The sequence below is a fragment of the Natrinema sp. HArc-T2 genome (assembly GCF_041821085.1).
Taxonomy (GTDB): Archaea; Halobacteriota; Halobacteria; order Halobacteriales; family Natrialbaceae; genus Natrinema.
Genome location: NZ_JBGUAZ010000003.1, coordinates 301,706 through 318,460, shown reverse-complemented (window position 1 = coordinate 318,460; position 16,755 = coordinate 301,706). Strand labels below are relative to the sequence as shown.

Annotated in this window: 14 protein-coding genes; 7 read left to right on the top strand and 7 right to left on the bottom strand. The window is 62.9% G+C overall.

The features are described from left to right. Positions 1 to 3: 3 nt before the first annotated feature. Positions 4 to 597, bottom strand: coding sequence for an ArsR family transcriptional regulator (locus ACERI1_RS09200; RefSeq protein ID WP_373617822.1), 594 nt, complete (start codon positions 595 to 597; stop codon positions 4 to 6). 719 nt (positions 598 to 1,316) lie between these two features. Between ACERI1_RS09200 and ACERI1_RS09195 the strand changes: the two genes are divergently transcribed. Further along, positions 1,317 to 2,276: a transcription initiation factor IIB family protein gene (locus ACERI1_RS09195; RefSeq protein WP_373617821.1), complete on the top strand. Its 960-nt coding sequence runs from the start codon at positions 1,317 to 1,319 to the stop codon at positions 2,274 to 2,276. Here ACERI1_RS09195 and ACERI1_RS09190 read toward each other — a convergent pair. Beyond that, the gene (locus tag ACERI1_RS09190; protein WP_373617820.1) at positions 2,269 to 2,445 is read right to left on the bottom strand and encodes a hypothetical protein; all 177 of its coding nucleotides are present in this window, start codon (positions 2,443 to 2,445) and stop codon (positions 2,269 to 2,271) included. The genes ACERI1_RS09195 and ACERI1_RS09190 overlap by 8 nt on opposite strands. A gap of 112 nt (positions 2,446 to 2,557) precedes the next feature. Here ACERI1_RS09190 and ACERI1_RS09185 point away from each other — a divergent pair, with 112 nt between their 5' ends. Continuing rightward, positions 2,558 to 4,474: a DEAD/DEAH box helicase gene (locus ACERI1_RS09185; RefSeq protein ID WP_373617819.1), complete on the top strand. Its 1,917-nt coding sequence runs from the start codon at positions 2,558 to 2,560 to the stop codon at positions 4,472 to 4,474. 107 nt (positions 4,475 to 4,581) lie between these two features. Further along, a complete protein-coding gene (locus tag ACERI1_RS09180; RefSeq protein ID WP_373617818.1) occupies positions 4,582 to 6,279 on the top strand; it encodes a helicase HerA domain-containing protein in 1,698 nt (565 codons plus the stop codon). 39 nt (positions 6,280 to 6,318) lie between these two features. Here ACERI1_RS09180 and ACERI1_RS09175 read toward each other — a convergent pair whose 3' ends face one another. Then, the gene (locus ACERI1_RS09175; protein ID WP_373617817.1) at positions 6,319 to 7,434 is read right to left on the bottom strand and encodes a DegT/DnrJ/EryC1/StrS family aminotransferase; all 1,116 of its coding nucleotides are present in this window, start codon (positions 7,432 to 7,434) and stop codon (positions 6,319 to 6,321) included. A 233-nt stretch (positions 7,435 to 7,667) separates the two neighbouring features. Between ACERI1_RS09175 and ACERI1_RS09170 the strand changes: the two genes are divergently transcribed. After that, positions 7,668 to 9,296: an alkaline phosphatase family protein gene (locus tag ACERI1_RS09170; protein WP_373617816.1), complete on the top strand. Its 1,629-nt coding sequence runs from the start codon at positions 7,668 to 7,670 to the stop codon at positions 9,294 to 9,296. Further along, positions 9,293 to 10,303 (top strand): lipid II:glycine glycyltransferase FemX, encoded by a 1,011-nt coding sequence (locus tag ACERI1_RS09165; protein WP_373617815.1) that lies wholly within the window; start codon positions 9,293 to 9,295, stop codon positions 10,301 to 10,303. Before ACERI1_RS09170 ends, ACERI1_RS09165 begins: the two co-directional genes overlap by 4 nt. 45 nt (positions 10,304 to 10,348) lie before the next feature. Here ACERI1_RS09165 and ACERI1_RS09160 read toward each other — a convergent pair whose 3' ends face one another. Continuing rightward, positions 10,349 to 10,633: a MarR family transcriptional regulator gene (locus ACERI1_RS09160; RefSeq protein ID WP_373617814.1), complete on the bottom strand. Its 285-nt coding sequence runs from the start codon at positions 10,631 to 10,633 to the stop codon at positions 10,349 to 10,351. Positions 10,634 to 10,907: 274 nt separating this feature from the next. Between ACERI1_RS09160 and glmM the strand changes: the two genes are divergently transcribed. Next, a complete protein-coding gene (glmM, locus tag ACERI1_RS09155) occupies positions 10,908 to 12,233 on the top strand; it encodes a phosphoglucosamine mutase (RefSeq protein WP_373617813.1) in 1,326 nt (441 codons plus the stop codon). Positions 12,234 to 12,309: 76 nt separating this feature from the next. On the opposite strand, the gene ACERI1_RS09150 is transcribed toward glmM, so the two are convergent. Together ACERI1_RS09150 and glmS are read right to left on the bottom strand one after the other, a co-directional pair. Continuing rightward, positions 12,310 to 12,516: a hypothetical protein gene (locus ACERI1_RS09150; protein ID WP_373617812.1), complete on the bottom strand. Its 207-nt coding sequence runs from the start codon at positions 12,514 to 12,516 to the stop codon at positions 12,310 to 12,312. A 620-nt stretch (positions 12,517 to 13,136) separates the two neighbouring features. Further along, on the bottom strand, positions 13,137 to 14,948 hold the full coding sequence (gene glmS / locus ACERI1_RS09145) for a glutamine--fructose-6-phosphate transaminase (isomerizing) (protein WP_373617811.1): 1,812 nt from the start codon (positions 14,946 to 14,948) through the stop codon (positions 13,137 to 13,139). Positions 14,949 to 15,653: 705 nt separating this feature from the next. Here glmS and ACERI1_RS09140 point away from each other — a divergent pair. Continuing rightward, positions 15,654 to 15,836 carry a DUF5786 family protein gene (locus tag ACERI1_RS09140; RefSeq protein WP_008011878.1) on the top strand — a complete coding sequence of 61 codons (183 nt, stop codon included), beginning with the start codon at positions 15,654 to 15,656 and terminating at the stop codon, positions 15,834 to 15,836. A gap of 102 nt (positions 15,837 to 15,938) precedes the next feature. Here ACERI1_RS09140 and ACERI1_RS09135 read toward each other — a convergent pair whose 3' ends face one another. Next, the gene (locus ACERI1_RS09135; protein WP_373617810.1) at positions 15,939 to 16,682 is read right to left on the bottom strand and encodes a helix-turn-helix domain-containing protein; all 744 of its coding nucleotides are present in this window, start codon (positions 16,680 to 16,682) and stop codon (positions 15,939 to 15,941) included. Positions 16,683 to 16,755 lie beyond the last annotated feature (73 nt).

The following is a 16,755-nucleotide window of genomic DNA, read 5'->3' as shown; positions in this document are numbered from 1 at the left end:
CACTCAGTCGATACGCGAGAGTTTCCCGTCGACGTTGCGTTCCTGATGACGGTTTTGAACGACGTGTGCGGCGGAGAGACAAAGGAAGGCAGCGATGACGACACCCGAGATGGCGAGTATCGGGATGGCCGACAGCAGCGGCACCCCGAGGAGTGCTGCGCCCAGCAGGGTGGCACCAGTCACACTGAGTCCAGCATACCATCGGTCCCACCGATCCTGGCGATGGGAATCCGTATCGAGGTACATCATCAACAGGTCGGCGTTGTCCGCAAGCGAAATGAGCCCACGGTCTTGATCGTACTCGACGATTCCGGCGTCGTCCATCTTCGGGAGATGGGTCTGATAGAGGGCGACGTATACCCGCTTGCGCTGGTCGGAGTTGAGCGCGTTTACGCTGGTGTCGTTCTCCCAGGCAGCGATCTGTTCTGCAAGTTCACCGAGTGTGACCGTTTCGTCGGCTTCGAGCAAGTATGCGAGCACTTCACGACGACGTCGATTCTTTAAGAGTTCGAAAATAACGTCCTTCGAGAGTCGTTCGTCCTCGTCTGCGGCGACCGACGTTATTTCATCGGGCAGCGACTGATCGATGGAGGACATTATTTGAACCACCTACCTGTAGCATCCCCATTCGCACTCGCTGTCTCCTGTCCCCGGTGGCCGATGTCACCGAAGCCTCGGCGTAGCGGCGACCGCTGTACGTTCAAACGACGGGTCGAACTCACGATTGACACACCAGGTTGTACACCAATATAGATACTCTTAAGCACAGCCACGTTTCGCACCGGCTGCAAAGTAGGTACGGAGCGACTTCGCGACCGGCTGACAGCGGCGACGTTCCATCGCCATGGCAGTCGATTGTGACCGCCCGATCGTTTGGATGGTATCAACCGACTGTCCGCGTGTATCCATGGCGTACAACCGACTTGACCGAAACGAGATCGGACACTGACGTGGAGTTGGACGACTGTCTGACGACACGGCACCAGTACTGACCGTTCGACTCAACGGATATAAACTCGAGTGACAGTTCGTACGCGAAAACAGGGTTTACCATCTCGAGTCGACATCCCGATCTGCATGTTTCATGTACCATACATCGATTAATGGCAACGGGGCGAATCGACCGACCAGGAGTCGTTGTGTCCGGACGCGACTGCTGGGACGCGACTGTCGTCGCCGTCTCCGAGACTGCCGATGATCGGACCGTTCGTCTACCCTTCTTTTATTCGTCTATTGACGGCAGCAGAGTAAATCGGTGTTTCCCACGAAACCATGGTATCCCCTTACAATGGCTGCACGGCTTCGGTCGGATACTGATGACGCGGTCTATTATCGAACACGCCAGCAACGAATCGCAGTCGGAGGCGGTCGAGGTCGACCGCTGTCCCGATTGCGAGACCGAGACGATCGTCCACGATCCGGACCGCGGCGAGCGGGTCTGTGAGGAATGTGGCCTCGTCCTTACGGAGGATCCCATCGATTACGGCCCGGAATGGCGGGCATTCAACGCACAGGAACACGACGACCTCTCGCGGGTCGGCGCACCGCTGACCCAGTCGATGCACGACCGGGGACTGACCACGACCATCGACTGGCGCAACAAGGACGCCAACGGCCACTCGATGTCCGCGGACAAACATGGCCAACTCCATCGGCTGCGCGTCTGGCAAGAACGAATCCGAACGAAAAACGCAGGCGAACGCAACCTCAAATACGCCCTCTCCGAGATCGACCGGATGGTAAGCGCGTTAGGCGTCCCGAAGCCGGTCAAAGAGACGGCAAGCGTCATCTACAGACAGGCACTCGAGCAAGACCTCATCCGCGGACGCTCGATCGAGGGCGTCGCGACCAGTGCGCTTTACACCGCCTGTCGTAAGGAGGGAATTCCCCGCAGTCTCGAGGAAGTAACGTCCGTTTCACGCGTCGACCAGCGCGAGATCGGTCGCACCTATCGGTACATCGCGGACGAATTGGACATTAATTTGGAGCCGACGAACCCCCGACAGTTCGTCCCACGGTTCTGTTCGGAGCTGGATGTCGGCAAGAACGTCGAGACCAAGGCCATCGAGATCATCGACCGGACGACCGACCAGGGGCTACACTCGGGCAAATCACCGACGGGCTTCGCCGCCGCGGCCATCTACGCCGCCGGCCTGCTCTGTGACGAGACGATCCCACAGCGAGCGGTCGCCGAGACCGCCCAGACGACCGTCGTCACCGTCCGCAACCGGTATCGCGAGCAACTCGAGGCGATCGACCAGCAGCCGGCTACATGACCGAGCGGTCGTCCGACTCGTAGATCTCCTCGTCGAGCAGGGCGTGGAGGTTGCTATAGGGAACGAACGCGAGGAAGTTGTCATCAGCGTCGTACAGCTCGAGCCCGTCATCGGTGTGATCATAGCGTTCACAGACGATCTGTCCCTCTGGGAGGATCGCGTGGTACATGTGAGTTTGTAACGCTAGCACGTCAAATATAGCTGTTCTCGCTCGAGACGGTTGTCCCGTACTCGAGCCACGAGCGAAATGGGTTTACCCACACCGCCGCTACGACCCGGCAGTGACTGACGAACGTTCTTCGGCGGCTTCCGACGAGCAGCGAAGCGACTCTCACGACTCGGCCAGGGACGCGACGGCCGACGCCAGCGCGAAGTCCGACGAGAACGAGGGGGGCGAGGCGTTCACCATCGCCGACTTCCACGACGCCAGCCAGCAGGCCGGTCGACCGGTGCTCACCGCGGCAGCCGTCTCCCGTGCCCTCGAGATTCCCCACGAAGCAGCCAGCGACCGACTCGAGACGCTCGCCGAGTCGGGCTCGCTTGAGCGACTCTCCGTGTCCACGGACCCCGTCGTCTGGTATCCCAGCGAACTCGAGGATCTGACGGATCGCGAGCGCGTCGTTGTCTTCCCGAAACGCCGCGAGATCATCGTCGACCGACCGGACCAGTTTACCCGCGCGCAACTCTCCCAGTTCGCCCACCTCGCGGATGCCAACGGCGAGGACGGCTATCGCTACGTCGTCCGCCCGGAAGACGTCTGGAGTACGCCCCACGATAGTTTCGAGGATCTGGCACGGACGATGCGTCAGGCGCTCGGCCAGCGCTCCGAGAAACTCGAGGAGTGGGTCGAAAGCCAGTGGGACCGGGCCCACCAGTTCCGGCTCGTGACCCACGAGGAGGGGTATACCATGCTCGAGGCCCAGACGCCCGAGATTATGGGCAACGTCGCCCGGCAGAAACTCGACGAGGAACACGTCCACGCGCCGATCTCGGAGACGGAAGACTGGGTCCGCGAGGGCTCGGAAGCTGCGATCAAGCGAATCCTCTACGAAGCCGGCTATCCGGTCCAGGACCACCGCGAACTCGCCTCCGGAGAGGAGCTACCGATCGAACTGGGGGTTCGACTGCGCGACTACCAGCAGAACTGGGTCGACCGATTCGCCGAGGCCGGCGAGGGCGTCTTCGTCGGCCCACCGGGTAGCGGGAAGACAGTGGCCGCGATGGGCGCGATGGCCCACGTCGAGGGCGAAACCCTCGTCCTCGTGCCGAGTCGCGACCTCGCCCAGCAGTGGGCCGACGCGATCGTCGAGTACACCTCGCTCGAGGCCCACCAGATCGGCCAGTACCACGGCGGTCGCAAGGAGGTCCGCCCGGTGACGATCGCGACTTACCAGATCGCGGGGATGGATCGCCACCGCTCGCTCTTTGACGACCGCGAGTGGGGGCTGGTGATCTTCGACGAGTGCCAGCACGTCCCCTCGGACGTGTATCGACGGAGTACGCACTTACAGTCAAAGCACCGCCTGGGGCTTTCCGCCAGTCCCATCCGCGAGGACGACCGCCAGACCGAGATCTTCACGCTCGTCGGCCCACCGATCGGGACCGACTGGGAGGCGCTGTTCGAGGCCGGCTTCGTCGCCGAACCCGAACTCGAGATCCGCTACGTGCCGTGGGGCGACGACGAACAGGCCAACGCCTACGGTTCGGCCGACGGTCGCGAGAAGTACCGCATCGCGGCGAAGAATCGCGGGAAGATCGACGAGGTACGATACCTGCTGTCGGCACACCCCGACGCGAAGGCCATCGTCTTCGTGGACTATCTCGAGCAGGGCCGTGAGCTTTCCGACGCGCTCGAGACCCCCTTCCTCAGCGGCGAGACGCCCCACTACGAACGACAACGGCTGCTCGAGGAGTTCCGACGGAACGAGCGCGATCTGCTGATCATCTCGCGGGTCGGCGACGAAGGGATCGACCTGCCGACGGCCGACCTGGCGATCGTCGCCTCCGGGCTGGGCGGCTCGCGTCGACAGGGAACCCAGCGGGCGGGCCGGACGATGCGGCCAGCCGGCGGTGCACTCGTCTACGTGCTCGCGACGCGGGGCACGCGCGAGGAAGATTTCGCGCGAAAACAGCTTCAGCACCTCGGTCGCAAGGGGATGACGATCCGCGAGCAGACGGTCGAGCGAAACGAGGACTGACAGAAGACAATATTCGGGACGACCGCGGCGAGGCCAATCTTCAAGGTCGCGTGTTCGGACTGTACAGATATCATGACCGAATCGCGCGTCACTGAGGTGATCGACCGGTGAGCGACGGCACCAGACAGCGACAGATCCGCGTCGGCGAGACGGCACGCGGTGCGGATCTGAAGCTCCCCGTCATCGAAATCCTCACCGGACGCGGGTTCGCGACCGGGAAAAGCGGCTCCGGGAAGTCGAACACCGCGTCGGTCATCGCCGAGGAGTTGCTCGAGGCCGGCTATCCCCTCCTGATCGTCGACACGGACGGGGAGTACTACGGGCTCAAAGAGGAATACGAGATGCTCCACGCCGGGGCCGACGAGGAGTGTGACATCCAGATCGGGCCTGAACACGCCGAACAGATGGCGACGATCGCACTCGAGGAGAACGTACCCGTCATCCTCGACGTCTCGGGGTATCTCGACGAGGACGTGGCCGACGAACTGCTCCGGGAGGTCGCCCGCAACCTGTTCGTCAAAGAGAAGAAGCTCAAGAAGCCGTTCCTGCTGGTCGTCGAGGAGGTCCACGAGTACATCCCGGAGGGCGGTGGCGTTGGCGAGACCGGCAACTTACTGATCAAGATCAGCAAACGCGGGCGCAAACACGGCCTGGGTATCCTGGGAATCAGCCAGCGACCGGCCGACGTCAAGAAGGACTTCATCACGCAGGCTAACTGGCTCGTCTGGCACCGGCTGACCTGGGATAACGACACCAAGGTCGTCGGGCGGATCATCGACACCGAATATTCGGAACTCGTCTCGGAACTCGACGACGGGCAGGCGTTCGTCCAGACCGACTGGACCGAAACCGACGTGCGCAAGGTCCAGTTTCGCCGCAAGCGGACCTTCGACGCCGGCGCGACGCCGGGGCTCGACGACTTCGAGCGTCCCGAACTCAAGTCCGTCTCAGATGCGCTGGTCGGCGATCTCCAGGAGATCTCCGAGCGCAAGGACCGCAAGCAGGATCGAATCCAGGAACTCGAGGCCGAACTCGAGAAGAAGAAAACGCGCATCGAGACCTTAGAGGACGAACTCTCCTCGGCGCGGGACGTCTCGAGCGCAGCGAAACAGATGGCAGACGCCTTGCAGAACACCGAGACGGTCCAGTCACAACTGCCTGGCGGCAGCGAGGACTTGCGCCGGCTTCACGAGGAAATCGCCGACCTCGAGGCCGAACGCGACGATCTCCGCGAGCAACTCGAGGCGCGCGACGACCGGATCGAAACCCTCGAGGACGAACTGCGCCACCTCCGGGACGGAAATGAGCGGTTACAGGAGACCGTCAACGAGCGCGAAGCCACAGCCGAAACCGACGAGGAATCGACGATCCTGCAGGCCGGCGGTGACGACCTCGAGTTCGGCTACACGCCGGTCGACTGGGACGCGGCCACGGCATCGATTGCAGACGACGCGGAAGACGAGACAGCCACACCCGCACGCGACGAGCCGACGCCAACCAGCACCGACGAACGCGACCTCGAGACGGTACTCGAGGAAACAGACATTCGTGACCGCGTCGATCGCGCGTGCGAGGGCTCACAATGTTCGGCCGAGACGGCACGTGAGGTACTTGCCGCCCTCGACGAGCGCGGGCCGCTCGCAGCGGCAACCCTCGCAGCAGAAGTCGAGCGGTCGAGGGTCGCGGTCCAGGGTCTGCTCTCGGAGTTGCGGACGGAAGGCGTCCTCGAGCGGACGGCTGACCGGCGGTACGCGTTAAGCGACGACGTTCGTGCGGAACTGTCGCCGCCGGCTGCCACCGAATAGGGACACGACGACCGAACGCACGGCGGTTCGAGGAGCGGCTCAGCGCTGCAGTCGGTCGCCGACCGTCTCGATCGCTGCCGGCTCGATGCCCTGATGGACCGGCAGCGTGACAACCTCCTGTGAGAGACGCGTTGCCGTGTCGTAGCTGTCGGCCTCGAATACGGACTGGCGGAGTATCGGCCAGGTATGCGCACCGACGACGCCACAGTCGTGAAGCGCCGTGAGAAACGCGTCCGGATCGCGCGCACGAACGGGAAACTCGTATGGGCTGATTCCCTCCGGTAGCCGCTCGTAGAAGAGCGTAATGTCATCGCGGTCGGCCAACACCTGTTGCCACGTCCGGTAGTTTTCTCGGCGGGCAGTTCGGATCGCGTCCGGATCGGCGGCGTCGGTGACCATCGCAGTGAGTTTCGACATCGGGGCTTTGGTGGCTTCGTATCGGCCACCCGGATCCACGGACGACGGATCGTTTGCCCCATCGTCGAGCACCGACTCGATCGACCGATAGAGCGAGCCAAAGGCGGTTTCGGCGACAGACGTGGTGACGAACCGACAGTCGGTGGCTGTAACCTGACCTGCCCTGCCAGCGAGCGGCGACGGGGAGAACTCCGCTTTGACCTCGTCGGCGACACGATAGAGTATCGCACCGTCGGGAACCGGAAGCAGTTTCCGTAACGTCGTGATCCCGAGATCTCCGTGAGTCCCGAGGAGCGTCCCATCTGCAACGCTGATCGATCCGTGTGCATTATCGTCGATATGGTAACAGCCATACTCGTCGGTCAGCGACGCAAGCCGCTCAAGGCCGGGCTGTGGAAAGCCGAAGTAGTTGACCGACATGATGGCAACCGTGTCGTCGTCGATCCGGTTCTCGAGATCGGCGAAATCGGGTGCAAGCGTCTCCTCGATGGCGTAGAACCGGGGCTCGAGCCCGAGGTCGCAAAAGGGTTCGACGACTGCGGGCGAGAGATAAGCGGGGACGAGAACGTTCTCGCCGGGCTCGACGAGGCCAGCGAGACCGTCGCGGAGCGCGACCTTACCGGCACCGTAGTACGTGTATTCGACGTCAGGGGCGTGCTGGTCGACGAACGCGTCGATTCCTGCATCCCCCGACCGTGAGAGCGACGCGTCGAACACGGAGGGGGTGGCACTGATCATATATCGAATCGGTGTCGACGACCACCAGTAACGGCGATCATCGACGTAATACGGTACCATCCGACACCTTAGTGATGCGGACGATACTCGCCTGAAACGGGTGACAATCGACCCTTACAGCCACGGCGAGAGACACCGGCGCGAAGGCTATTCCGACCGTACAGCCAGCCAGTACGAGGTTACAGCCACCCAGCAGTTGCATAACAAAGCCCAACCGACCACATACCGCACCCATGGCAAGTTCGACGGACGAAGAAAACCTTCGTCTGCTCGTCGTGGGACTCGACGCCGGGTGTCGACCGATACTCGAGCCCCTGTTCGAATCGGGCGAGGTGCCGACCATCCAGCGGCTGTTCGAGCTGGGAACGACTGGCCCACTCGAGTCCCAGATTCCGCCCTGGACCGCAAGCGCGTGGCCGTCGATGTACACCGGAAAGAACCCGGGCAAACACGGCGTCTACGATTTCCTTTCGTTCGACGGCTACGACTGGGATGTCGTCAACGCGACCCACGTTCGGGAACGGCCGGTCTGGGAGCTGCTGAGCGAGCACGGCTTTGCGAGCGTCGTCGTCAACATGCCCGTGACCCATCCCGCTCGAGCGTTCGATGGGGCCCTGATTCCGGGACTGACCGCCCCTGAGGACCCGGACTGTCACCCAGAGGGGATCCTCGAGGACGTCAAGCTGGCCTGTGGCGGCGACTACTGGATCTATCCACAGAACAGCCCCGAACCCGACCAGTCGATCGAGAGCTACGAGCGGACGGTCGAACTCCGGGGGAAAGCCTTTCGGTACCTCTGTCGGCGGATCGCGCCGGATTTTGGCTTCCTCCAGTTCCAGCAGACCGACTCGGTGTTTCACGAGCGACCGGGGGACAAGGCGGCGATCGAGGCCGTGTATCGGGCGGTCGACCGTCAACTCGAGGAGACGATCAAGCGAACGGACCCCGAGAACGTCCTGGTCGTCAGCGATCACGGCATGGGGAAGGTGACCGGCGACGAGTTCCGCGTCAACGAGTACCTGCGGTCCGAAGGCTATGTCAGCGCCCAGAGTGGGGGCGAAGGGATGCCCGACTGGTCGAAGTCCTGGGAGAACGATCTCCTCGAGGGATCGGACGCCGGCGACGACGGGCCGAGCACGCTCGAGCGGGCGATGAACCTGGCTGCGAACGTCGGGATTACGACCCAGCGGGTCGCGAACACACTCGATACGGTCGGACTGAAAGAGCCGATCGGCAAGCGGGTGCCAAACGACATGATCCGGGCGGCAAGCGAGCAGGTCGACTTCCCGAACTCTCGGGCGTACGTCCGTTCGAAGAGCGAACTCGGCGTCCGGATCAACCTCGAGGGCCGCGAGCCAAACGGCCAGGTGCCGGCGTCGGACTACGAGCTCGTCCGCCAAGAGCTCATCGACGAACTGTCGGCAGTTCGGACGCCCGACGGCGACCCGATGTTCGATGCCGTCGAACCCAGAGAGACCTACTTCGAGGGACCCTATCTCGAGAACGCACCCGACATTCTGACGGTGCCGGCGGAGTTCGACAACGCGATCGCCGCGTCGCTGGGGAACGGCCAGTTCGGCGAGCCGATGGAGTCGTGGAACCACAAACGAACCGGCGTCGTCGCAGCCGCTGGGTCGGCGTTCGACGAGTCTGCCGCGCTCTCCGGGGCGACGATCTTCGATATCGCGCCGACGATCTGCTCGCTGTTCGACGTTCCGATCGACGCTGCGATGGACGGCGATCCACTGTCGATCATCGAGAGCAGCACTGAGCGATCGTATCCGGCGTACGATCCCGAGCCGATCACGGCGACCGACGATGGGGCCGTCGAAGACCGACTCTCCGACCTGGGGTATCTATGAGCGTCGAAATCCGCACCCTCAATCCACACGCCGATGCCGAGGAGTGGAATCGGTACGTCGAGCGTTCGGCCGACTCGAACCCGTTCTTTCGGGCGGAAGCGCTCCGGTTGCAGGCCGTCGATACCGACACGACAGCGCACCTGCTCGCGGGCTTCAAAGGTCAGGAAGCAGTCGGCATCTTTCCCATCTTCGAATACACCAAGGGGCCAGTGACCGGCGCGTTCTCCCCTGCCCCCCACTCGTGGACGACGTATCTCGGCCCGGCCCTGTTGAACGTCGACAAGCTCAAACAGCGCAAGGCCGACCGCCGGATCAAACGGTTCATCGACGGCTGTCTCGAGTGGATCGAGACCGAACTTTCGCCGCTGTATAGCAAGTTCGTCACCGGCAAGCTCGACGACGTCCGACCGTTCGTCTGGAACGACTACGACGTCAAGCCAAGTCACACGTACGTCGTCGACCTCGATGGCTCCGAAGACGACCTGCTAAACCGGTTCAGTAGCGACGCACGAAGCAACATCCGAAACGCCGACGAAGACAGCTACACCATCGAGGAGGGAGACACCGACGACGTCGAACGTATCGTCGAGAAGGTCCGCCAGCGCTACGAGAGCCAGGGCCAGCCGTTCCGGCTGAGCGTCGACTTCGCCAGGGCAGTCCACGAACAACTTCCCGACGGCGCGATCCGTCCCTACGTCTGTCGCGTCGACGGCGAGTTCCTCGGCGGGATTCTCGTCGTCGAATCGGACCGGACGCGGTATCGATGGCAGGGCGGCGTCAAACCGGACGTGGACATCGACATCGCGATCAACGACTTGCTCGATTGGCACGTCATGCGCGATGGCCTCCACGCGGGAATCGAAGAGTACGACCTCGTCGGTGCCGGTGTTCCGAGCATCAACCGATACAAGGCGAAGTTCAACCCGCGGCTCGAGACCCACTACGAGATCACGTCGGGCGCGTTCGGGATCGACTTACTGGTCGATCAGTATCAGAAACATCGGTAGCGCACGCGCTGTAGCCGTTTGACTGTCGATCTACCGACAGAGGGCTTAGTCGTCGATCCGATACTTCGACTGTCGCGCGTCCGCGAGACAGGCGCGGCTTGTCACGACACCCTGTTCCTCGAGTCGTCCCAGTGCGTACCGGACGGTTCGGGGACAGAGCCGCGATTCGGCGGCGAGTTCTTCCTGTGTCAGCGGGGCCTCGTACTCGAGGACCTTGTAGACCAGTTTGGCGCTGGGCGGTAGGTCGGTTCCGATCGCCAGTTCGTCACATCCTCCGTGTTGGTCGTCGGCCTCGACGCTCTCTTCGGAATCCGGTTCAGTTGCGCTCATGGCTATCGCTCAGTGTGGTCACCACGTCCGTTGACCGATTCGACTGGGAGGTCACGAGACAGTCACAATGCATGTTCATCCGCGTATATCTGCGTGCGTCATATATACGTCACCGACAGTTCACCGAAACAGGCAACAGCTAACGGACGGTCGCTCGAGCGGGCCAGCGATCGTCGTCGGTTGGACACGGCCTGACGAGGGCGGACGGCCAACCGCGAGACTGCAGCACCAGTAATCCGCGCATAGTAAGGCACTCGCCCGTGTCAGGGCCGATATGTTCGGAACTAGTGGCATTCGCGGTCGCGTCGGCGACGAGGTGACAGCGGGGCTGGCGCTTTCCGTCGGTCGTGCAGTCGCCTCGGAGGGGTACGAACGGGTCGTCGTCGGTCGTGACGTGCGAGACAGCGGTGCGATGCTCGTCGACGCAGTCAGCGCGGGCCTGTGTGAGTGTGGCTCGGATGTCGTCACGGTCGGCGTCGAGGCGACACCAACGGTCGCGCGGGCGATCGAACGCCTCGAGGCCGACGCGGGAGTCGTGGTGACGGCCTCGCACAACCCGGCGACGGACAACGGGATCAAGCTCTGGAACCCCTCAGGGAAGGCGTTCGGCCCCGACCAGCGCGACGCGATCGAACGACGGATTCGCGAGGACGACTACGAACTGGCCGCCTGGGACGGCGTCGGCGATCGAACGAGCCACGACGGTGTTCAGGACTACCACGCCGATGCACTCACTGCAGCGGTCGATCTCGAGCGTCCGCTCAGCGTCGTCGTCGATCTCGGCACCGGTGCCGGCGGCGTCACCGCGGCGGTGCTCGACGAGCTGGGCTGTCAGGTCCGGACGCTTAACGGCCAGGAAGACGGTGCCTTCCCGGGCCGCCCGAGCGAGCCGAACGCGGAGACCCTCGAGACGCTCGAGACGCTGGTCGCGGCGACGGATGCCGACGTGGGGATCGGCCACGACGGCGACGCCGATCGGATGGTCGCCGTCGACGAAACCGGCACGTTCGTCCCGAAAGACGCCTTGCTCGCCCTGTTCGCCCGCGAGGCAGCCGGCGACGGGGATCGCGTCGCGGCACCGGTCGATACGAGCCTCGCCGTCGACGACGCACTGGCGGCTGTCGGCGCGTCGGTAACCCGAACGCAGGTGGGAGATGTCTACGTCGCCGAACGGACGACCGAGCCGGACGTCGTCTTCGGCGGCGAGCCCAGCGGGGCGTGGATCTGGCCCGACAAAACGCGGTGTCCCGACGGCCCGCTCGCGGCGTGTAAGCTGGTCGAACTCGTCGCCGATCGCGGGCCGCTCTCGGAACTCGTCGCCGAGATCGAGGGCTATCCCATCCGGCGCACGTCGATCGAGGTAACGGAAAAAGGGGCGGTGATGGCCGAGGTCAGCGAGGCGGTCCACGACCGCTACGACGACATCGAGACGCTCGATGGCGTCCGGGTCGAGACCGAGGACGGGTGGTTCCTGCTTCGCGCGAGCGGCACGCAGCCGTTGATCCGCGTGACGGCAGAAGCGCGGTCGGCAGCGGACGCCGAAACGTTGTTCGCGGACGCACAGACACTGGTGACCGAAACCGTCACGAGGCGGCCTTAACTGACCGGTTCGGGGTAGTCCGCGTGAAGGGAATCATCGACGAGTGCTGGCAGACAGACACCACTGGCACGACCAGTTATCGGGCGTCTTTCGGAATGAAATCGGACGTCTTCATCTCACGGTACGTCGCGCAGTCGGGACAGGCGTGGACGACGTCACGATTGTCGCCGAAGACGCGAGCGAACTGTCGAGTCACTTGGTTCCCACAGTTGACACACCGAGGGGCAGTCGTTTGCTGGCCGGACGTCATTGGCGTCCACTTCGCGGATGGGTCCGTCGACATCAACAGTCCATACCCACAGAACGGTATTTACTATAGACCGCATAATCGATGAGTCTGCCACTCGGTCGCGCAGTTGGTGACTATTAGCACCGGAAAGAAACACTCTGGATATCGGACGTATCAGGGCTGCTCTCTGGAGAAATACAATATTACCCTCTCGAAATACCGTATTTCGGGCCAGAGTACTGTATTCCAGGCGACATTTGGGTGCCGTCGAACCGGGACGGGTGACCCCCGTCAGTCCGGCCAACCTGATCTGTAGCTATTATGGGATAGCCGTACACAGCTGGCCCCGCCGGTCGCCCTGAGTAATCAAGTGTGTTTATGCATCGACGAATACCTATCTCAACTTGAGAGTGTGATCGATACTCACGAAAGCGGTGAGATCATCACCGCACGTCGATCGCCACAGTGACGACCCGCGTTCGACACAGCCGAGTACGGGCCATCGCTGCCGAGGCCGTGTGGACTCGAGACGACGGGGGTAGCCTCGGTCCTGCGGCCTCGAGGCCCAGACTCGTCGCTCACCGGGATCTGAAGGAGGTCATCGTGGCCAGACGATGGAGCGGGGGAGCGCTCACGAATGTGAATGTGAGCAGATCGGCCGACCGCTGGCCGACTTATTCGACGGTGACGCTTTTGGCGAGGTTTCGCGGTTTGTCGATCGGGCGATCGAGGAGGTCGGCGGCGTGATAGGAGACGAGTTGGAGTTGGACGTTCGCCAGCAGCCCCGCCAGCTCGGAATCGGTGTCCGGAATCGCGAGGTGCTCGTCGGCCACCTCAACGGCGGGATGATCGTCGGGACAGACCGCGACGACGGGTGCACCTCGGGTCTGGGCCTCCTCGGCGTTTTTCAGGGTCTTCTCGTCTTCCTGACCGGTGAAGACCGCGAACACCGGGGTCTCGGGCGTGACCAGTGCCAGCGGCCCGTGTTTCAGCTCACCGGAGGCAAAGCCCTCGGCGTGCTCGTAGGTGATCTCCTTGAACTTCAACGCGCCCTCGAGCGCCACGGGGAACCCGAGCCCGCGGCCGATGAAGAAGTACGACTGGCTGTCGTCGTACCGTCTGGCAATCGTCGCGGCGTCGGAGGAATCGAGCACCTCGTCGAGCGCGCTCGGCATCGACTCGACGGCTGGCAGCAACGACTCGAGGTCAGCCGGCGGCTCACCCTGCTGGTCGGCGGCGATGCGCTGGCACAGCAGTGTGAGCATGACAGCCTGTGAGGAGAACGTCTTCGTGGCAGCGACGCCGATCTCCGGCCCGGCGCGGATGAAGAGGGTATCGTCGGCTTCGCGGGCGGCCGTCGAACCGACGACGTTCGTCACCGTCAGCGTCCGCGCACCTTCAGCGGTAGCCTGCCGGAGCGCATTCAGGGTGTCTGCGGTCTCACCGCTTTGGGTGACCGCGATCACGAGGGTATCGTCGTCGACCGGCGGTGCGGCAACACTGTACTCGTTGGCCAACAGCGCAGTCGATCGGACGCCGGCCTGATTCAGCCCGAGCGAGCCGTACAGCGCAGCGTGATAGGAAGTTCCACAGGCGATAAACTGGACGCTCTCGACGTCGTCGAACGTCCCCGGTTCGAAGTCCGAGAGCGCGATCCGACCGTTTCGGGGGTCGATCCGACCCTCGATCGCCTGGGCCAGCGACGTCGGCTGCTCATGGATCTCTTTGAGCATAAAGTGGTCGTACTCGCCCTTCCCGGCCTGTTCGGGGTCCCACTCGACCGTCTCGGACGTGCGCGTGACTGGGTTCCCCTCGAGGTCGGAGAACTCGACGCCGTCCTCGTCGACGATGACGACATCGCCGTCCTCGAGATAGACCACGCTGTCGGTGTACTCGAGGAACGCGGGCACGTCACTGGCGAGGAAGTACTCGCCGTCTTCCATTCCGACGACCAGCGGCGAGCCCTGTCGAGCCGCATAGAGGACGTGCTCGCCAGACACCATCGCGGTGACGGCGTAACTGCCCTCGAGTTCGCTGACCGCCTGGCGGAACGCGCGCTCGCTGTCGAAGCCCGCATCGAGGTAGTACTGGATGAGATGCGGGATGACTTCGGTATCGGTGTCGCTCGTAAACTCGTAGCCGTTGGCAGCCAGTCGTTCCTTGAGCTCGGCGTAGTTCTCGATGATGCCGTTATGGACGACGGCCACGTCCGAACTCTCGTCTGTGTGTGGGTGCGCGTTGGCGTCGGTCGGTGGTCCGTGGGTACTCCAGCGGGTGTGACCGATGCCGACCTCGCCCCGCGGTGGGTCGCCGATCGATTCTTTCAGCTCTTCGACCTTCCCTGAGCGTTTCTCGATGTCGATGCCCGAGCCGTTCTGGACGGCGATGCCAGCCGAATCGTAGCCCCGGTACTCGAGGTTCTCCAGCCCCGTCAACAGCGGCTCGATGGCGTTTCCGTCTCCGACGCGACCGATAATTCCACACATCGGTTGCTCACCGCCTGGTGGGCCGCTGGGCGGATGGCCCGGAGACGATCACAGAGTTCGCGGACGGGACACCAGCCAGCCTCCGCTGTGCAGACGACGGTGACCATCCCGTAGGAGCCGATCCCGTCGAAATACGTGGTCGAGACGACGAACGGTATGCAACCATGAGCAGAAGTCAGACTTCCGGAAGCCATTACTATAGACGGACTACTGAACGGCGTAGCCAGTGGGTACTCTGTCACGTGCCATCGACTGTGATGACTGTCAGTCACAGCATGACACCGACGTTCGAGCCGACACCGGCGACGAACTGTCGGAGAAGAGCCGCTCTCGCGTCCAAAACACACGTGCTATCGAACTCCTATCAAAAGTATGTCAAACGAACAGGGAACCGACGCTCGAGTACGGGAAGACAAATCCTCGCTAGCGATCGCCCAACGTCAGTAGGATCGGTGAACAGTCAGTATTAGATGACAGTTCACTGAGTTGGATCGACCGACCACTGGAACGGCGGTCGATGAGCCAGCCGGTCTGCTGTCCCGAGTGACCGGTGGGCCCGCAGCCCGCAGGACGGTCGCGGTCCCACCAGCACCCACTGACAGGCGTCCGTCTCAGTCAGTTTGGGCGACCCGCGTTGGAAGCCGGTCTGGACGGACAGACGGAGCGAACCGTCACACCTTTTGCGGTAGGCCGGGAGGTGTAAGTATGGGTTTTGGAAGCTACGACGAGTCCGAACAGCAAGAGCAGACGACTAACGATGAGGACGTAGAGGCCGTCAACGTCCACGAAAACGATCATCACGGAGAGATGTCCTTCGAGTCGGACGTCTCGACGGACGAACTGGTCTCGCAGCTCGGCTCGATGAAAGACGACGACGCCGACGAGTAAGCCGACTGCTCGACCATCGTCGACCCGCCAGCCGTCGCTGAGTGACGGGTTCGAAGCTGTCCTCTCGTCGTCGAATCAATCGAACGCGAGCGGTGTCTCCAATCAGGAAAGCGACGACGCACAGAGCTCGCCGATCGCTCGCCGCAGCCGCTGTGAGACTGCCGACTTCGAGACGTCGAGTCGGTCCGCGAGTTCGTCCTGGGAGATCCCACGCGGCACGTCAAAATAGCCTTCTTCGTGTGCGACCGTGAGCAGTTCCTGCTGTTTCGCCGTCAGGGCGACGACGCCGTCGTCACCGTCATCGGAGACGCGGAGGTGATCGACAGTCACGGAGATGTCTCGGTCGCGACAGTAGTCGTTGAACGCGACGAGTTGCTCCCGATCGATGAACCGAAGCTGGACCTGCCAGCCGTTCCGGCAACTCGAGAGTTCGAGCAGTCGACCGCCGACGGCGGCAATGGTGGCGGTAAACGTCACCGCGCGGTCGGTAAGCGCCACTCGATAGACGCGTCTGTCGGGATATCGATCGACGAGTACCGGATCGGTGACTGTCGGATCCGTCTCGAGGCCGGTTTCGAACCGGTCGAACGCGGTTCCGTAGACGGTGACGAACACGAGTGTCCGCCCCGGCTCGACGGTCGTCCAGTAGTCGGGTTCGACCGTCACATCCGGTGCGTCCCGGAGCGTCGAACCCAAAAACAGGTCCGGGTGATCGAGTCTGAGTTGCGCGACGATCCCGCCGTCAGCCTGTGATCGAACTGGGGACCGATCGTCAGGCGAATCGGAGAGCTTCTCGAGGCTCTCGTTCGGGTCGGCGAAATCGATGCTCACGAATGCATCCGCCATCCGGGGAGACGGCCGCTGTAACTATCGCTTACCTCGAACACGCTCATTGAATAGCTTATTAGATGCTGGGGAC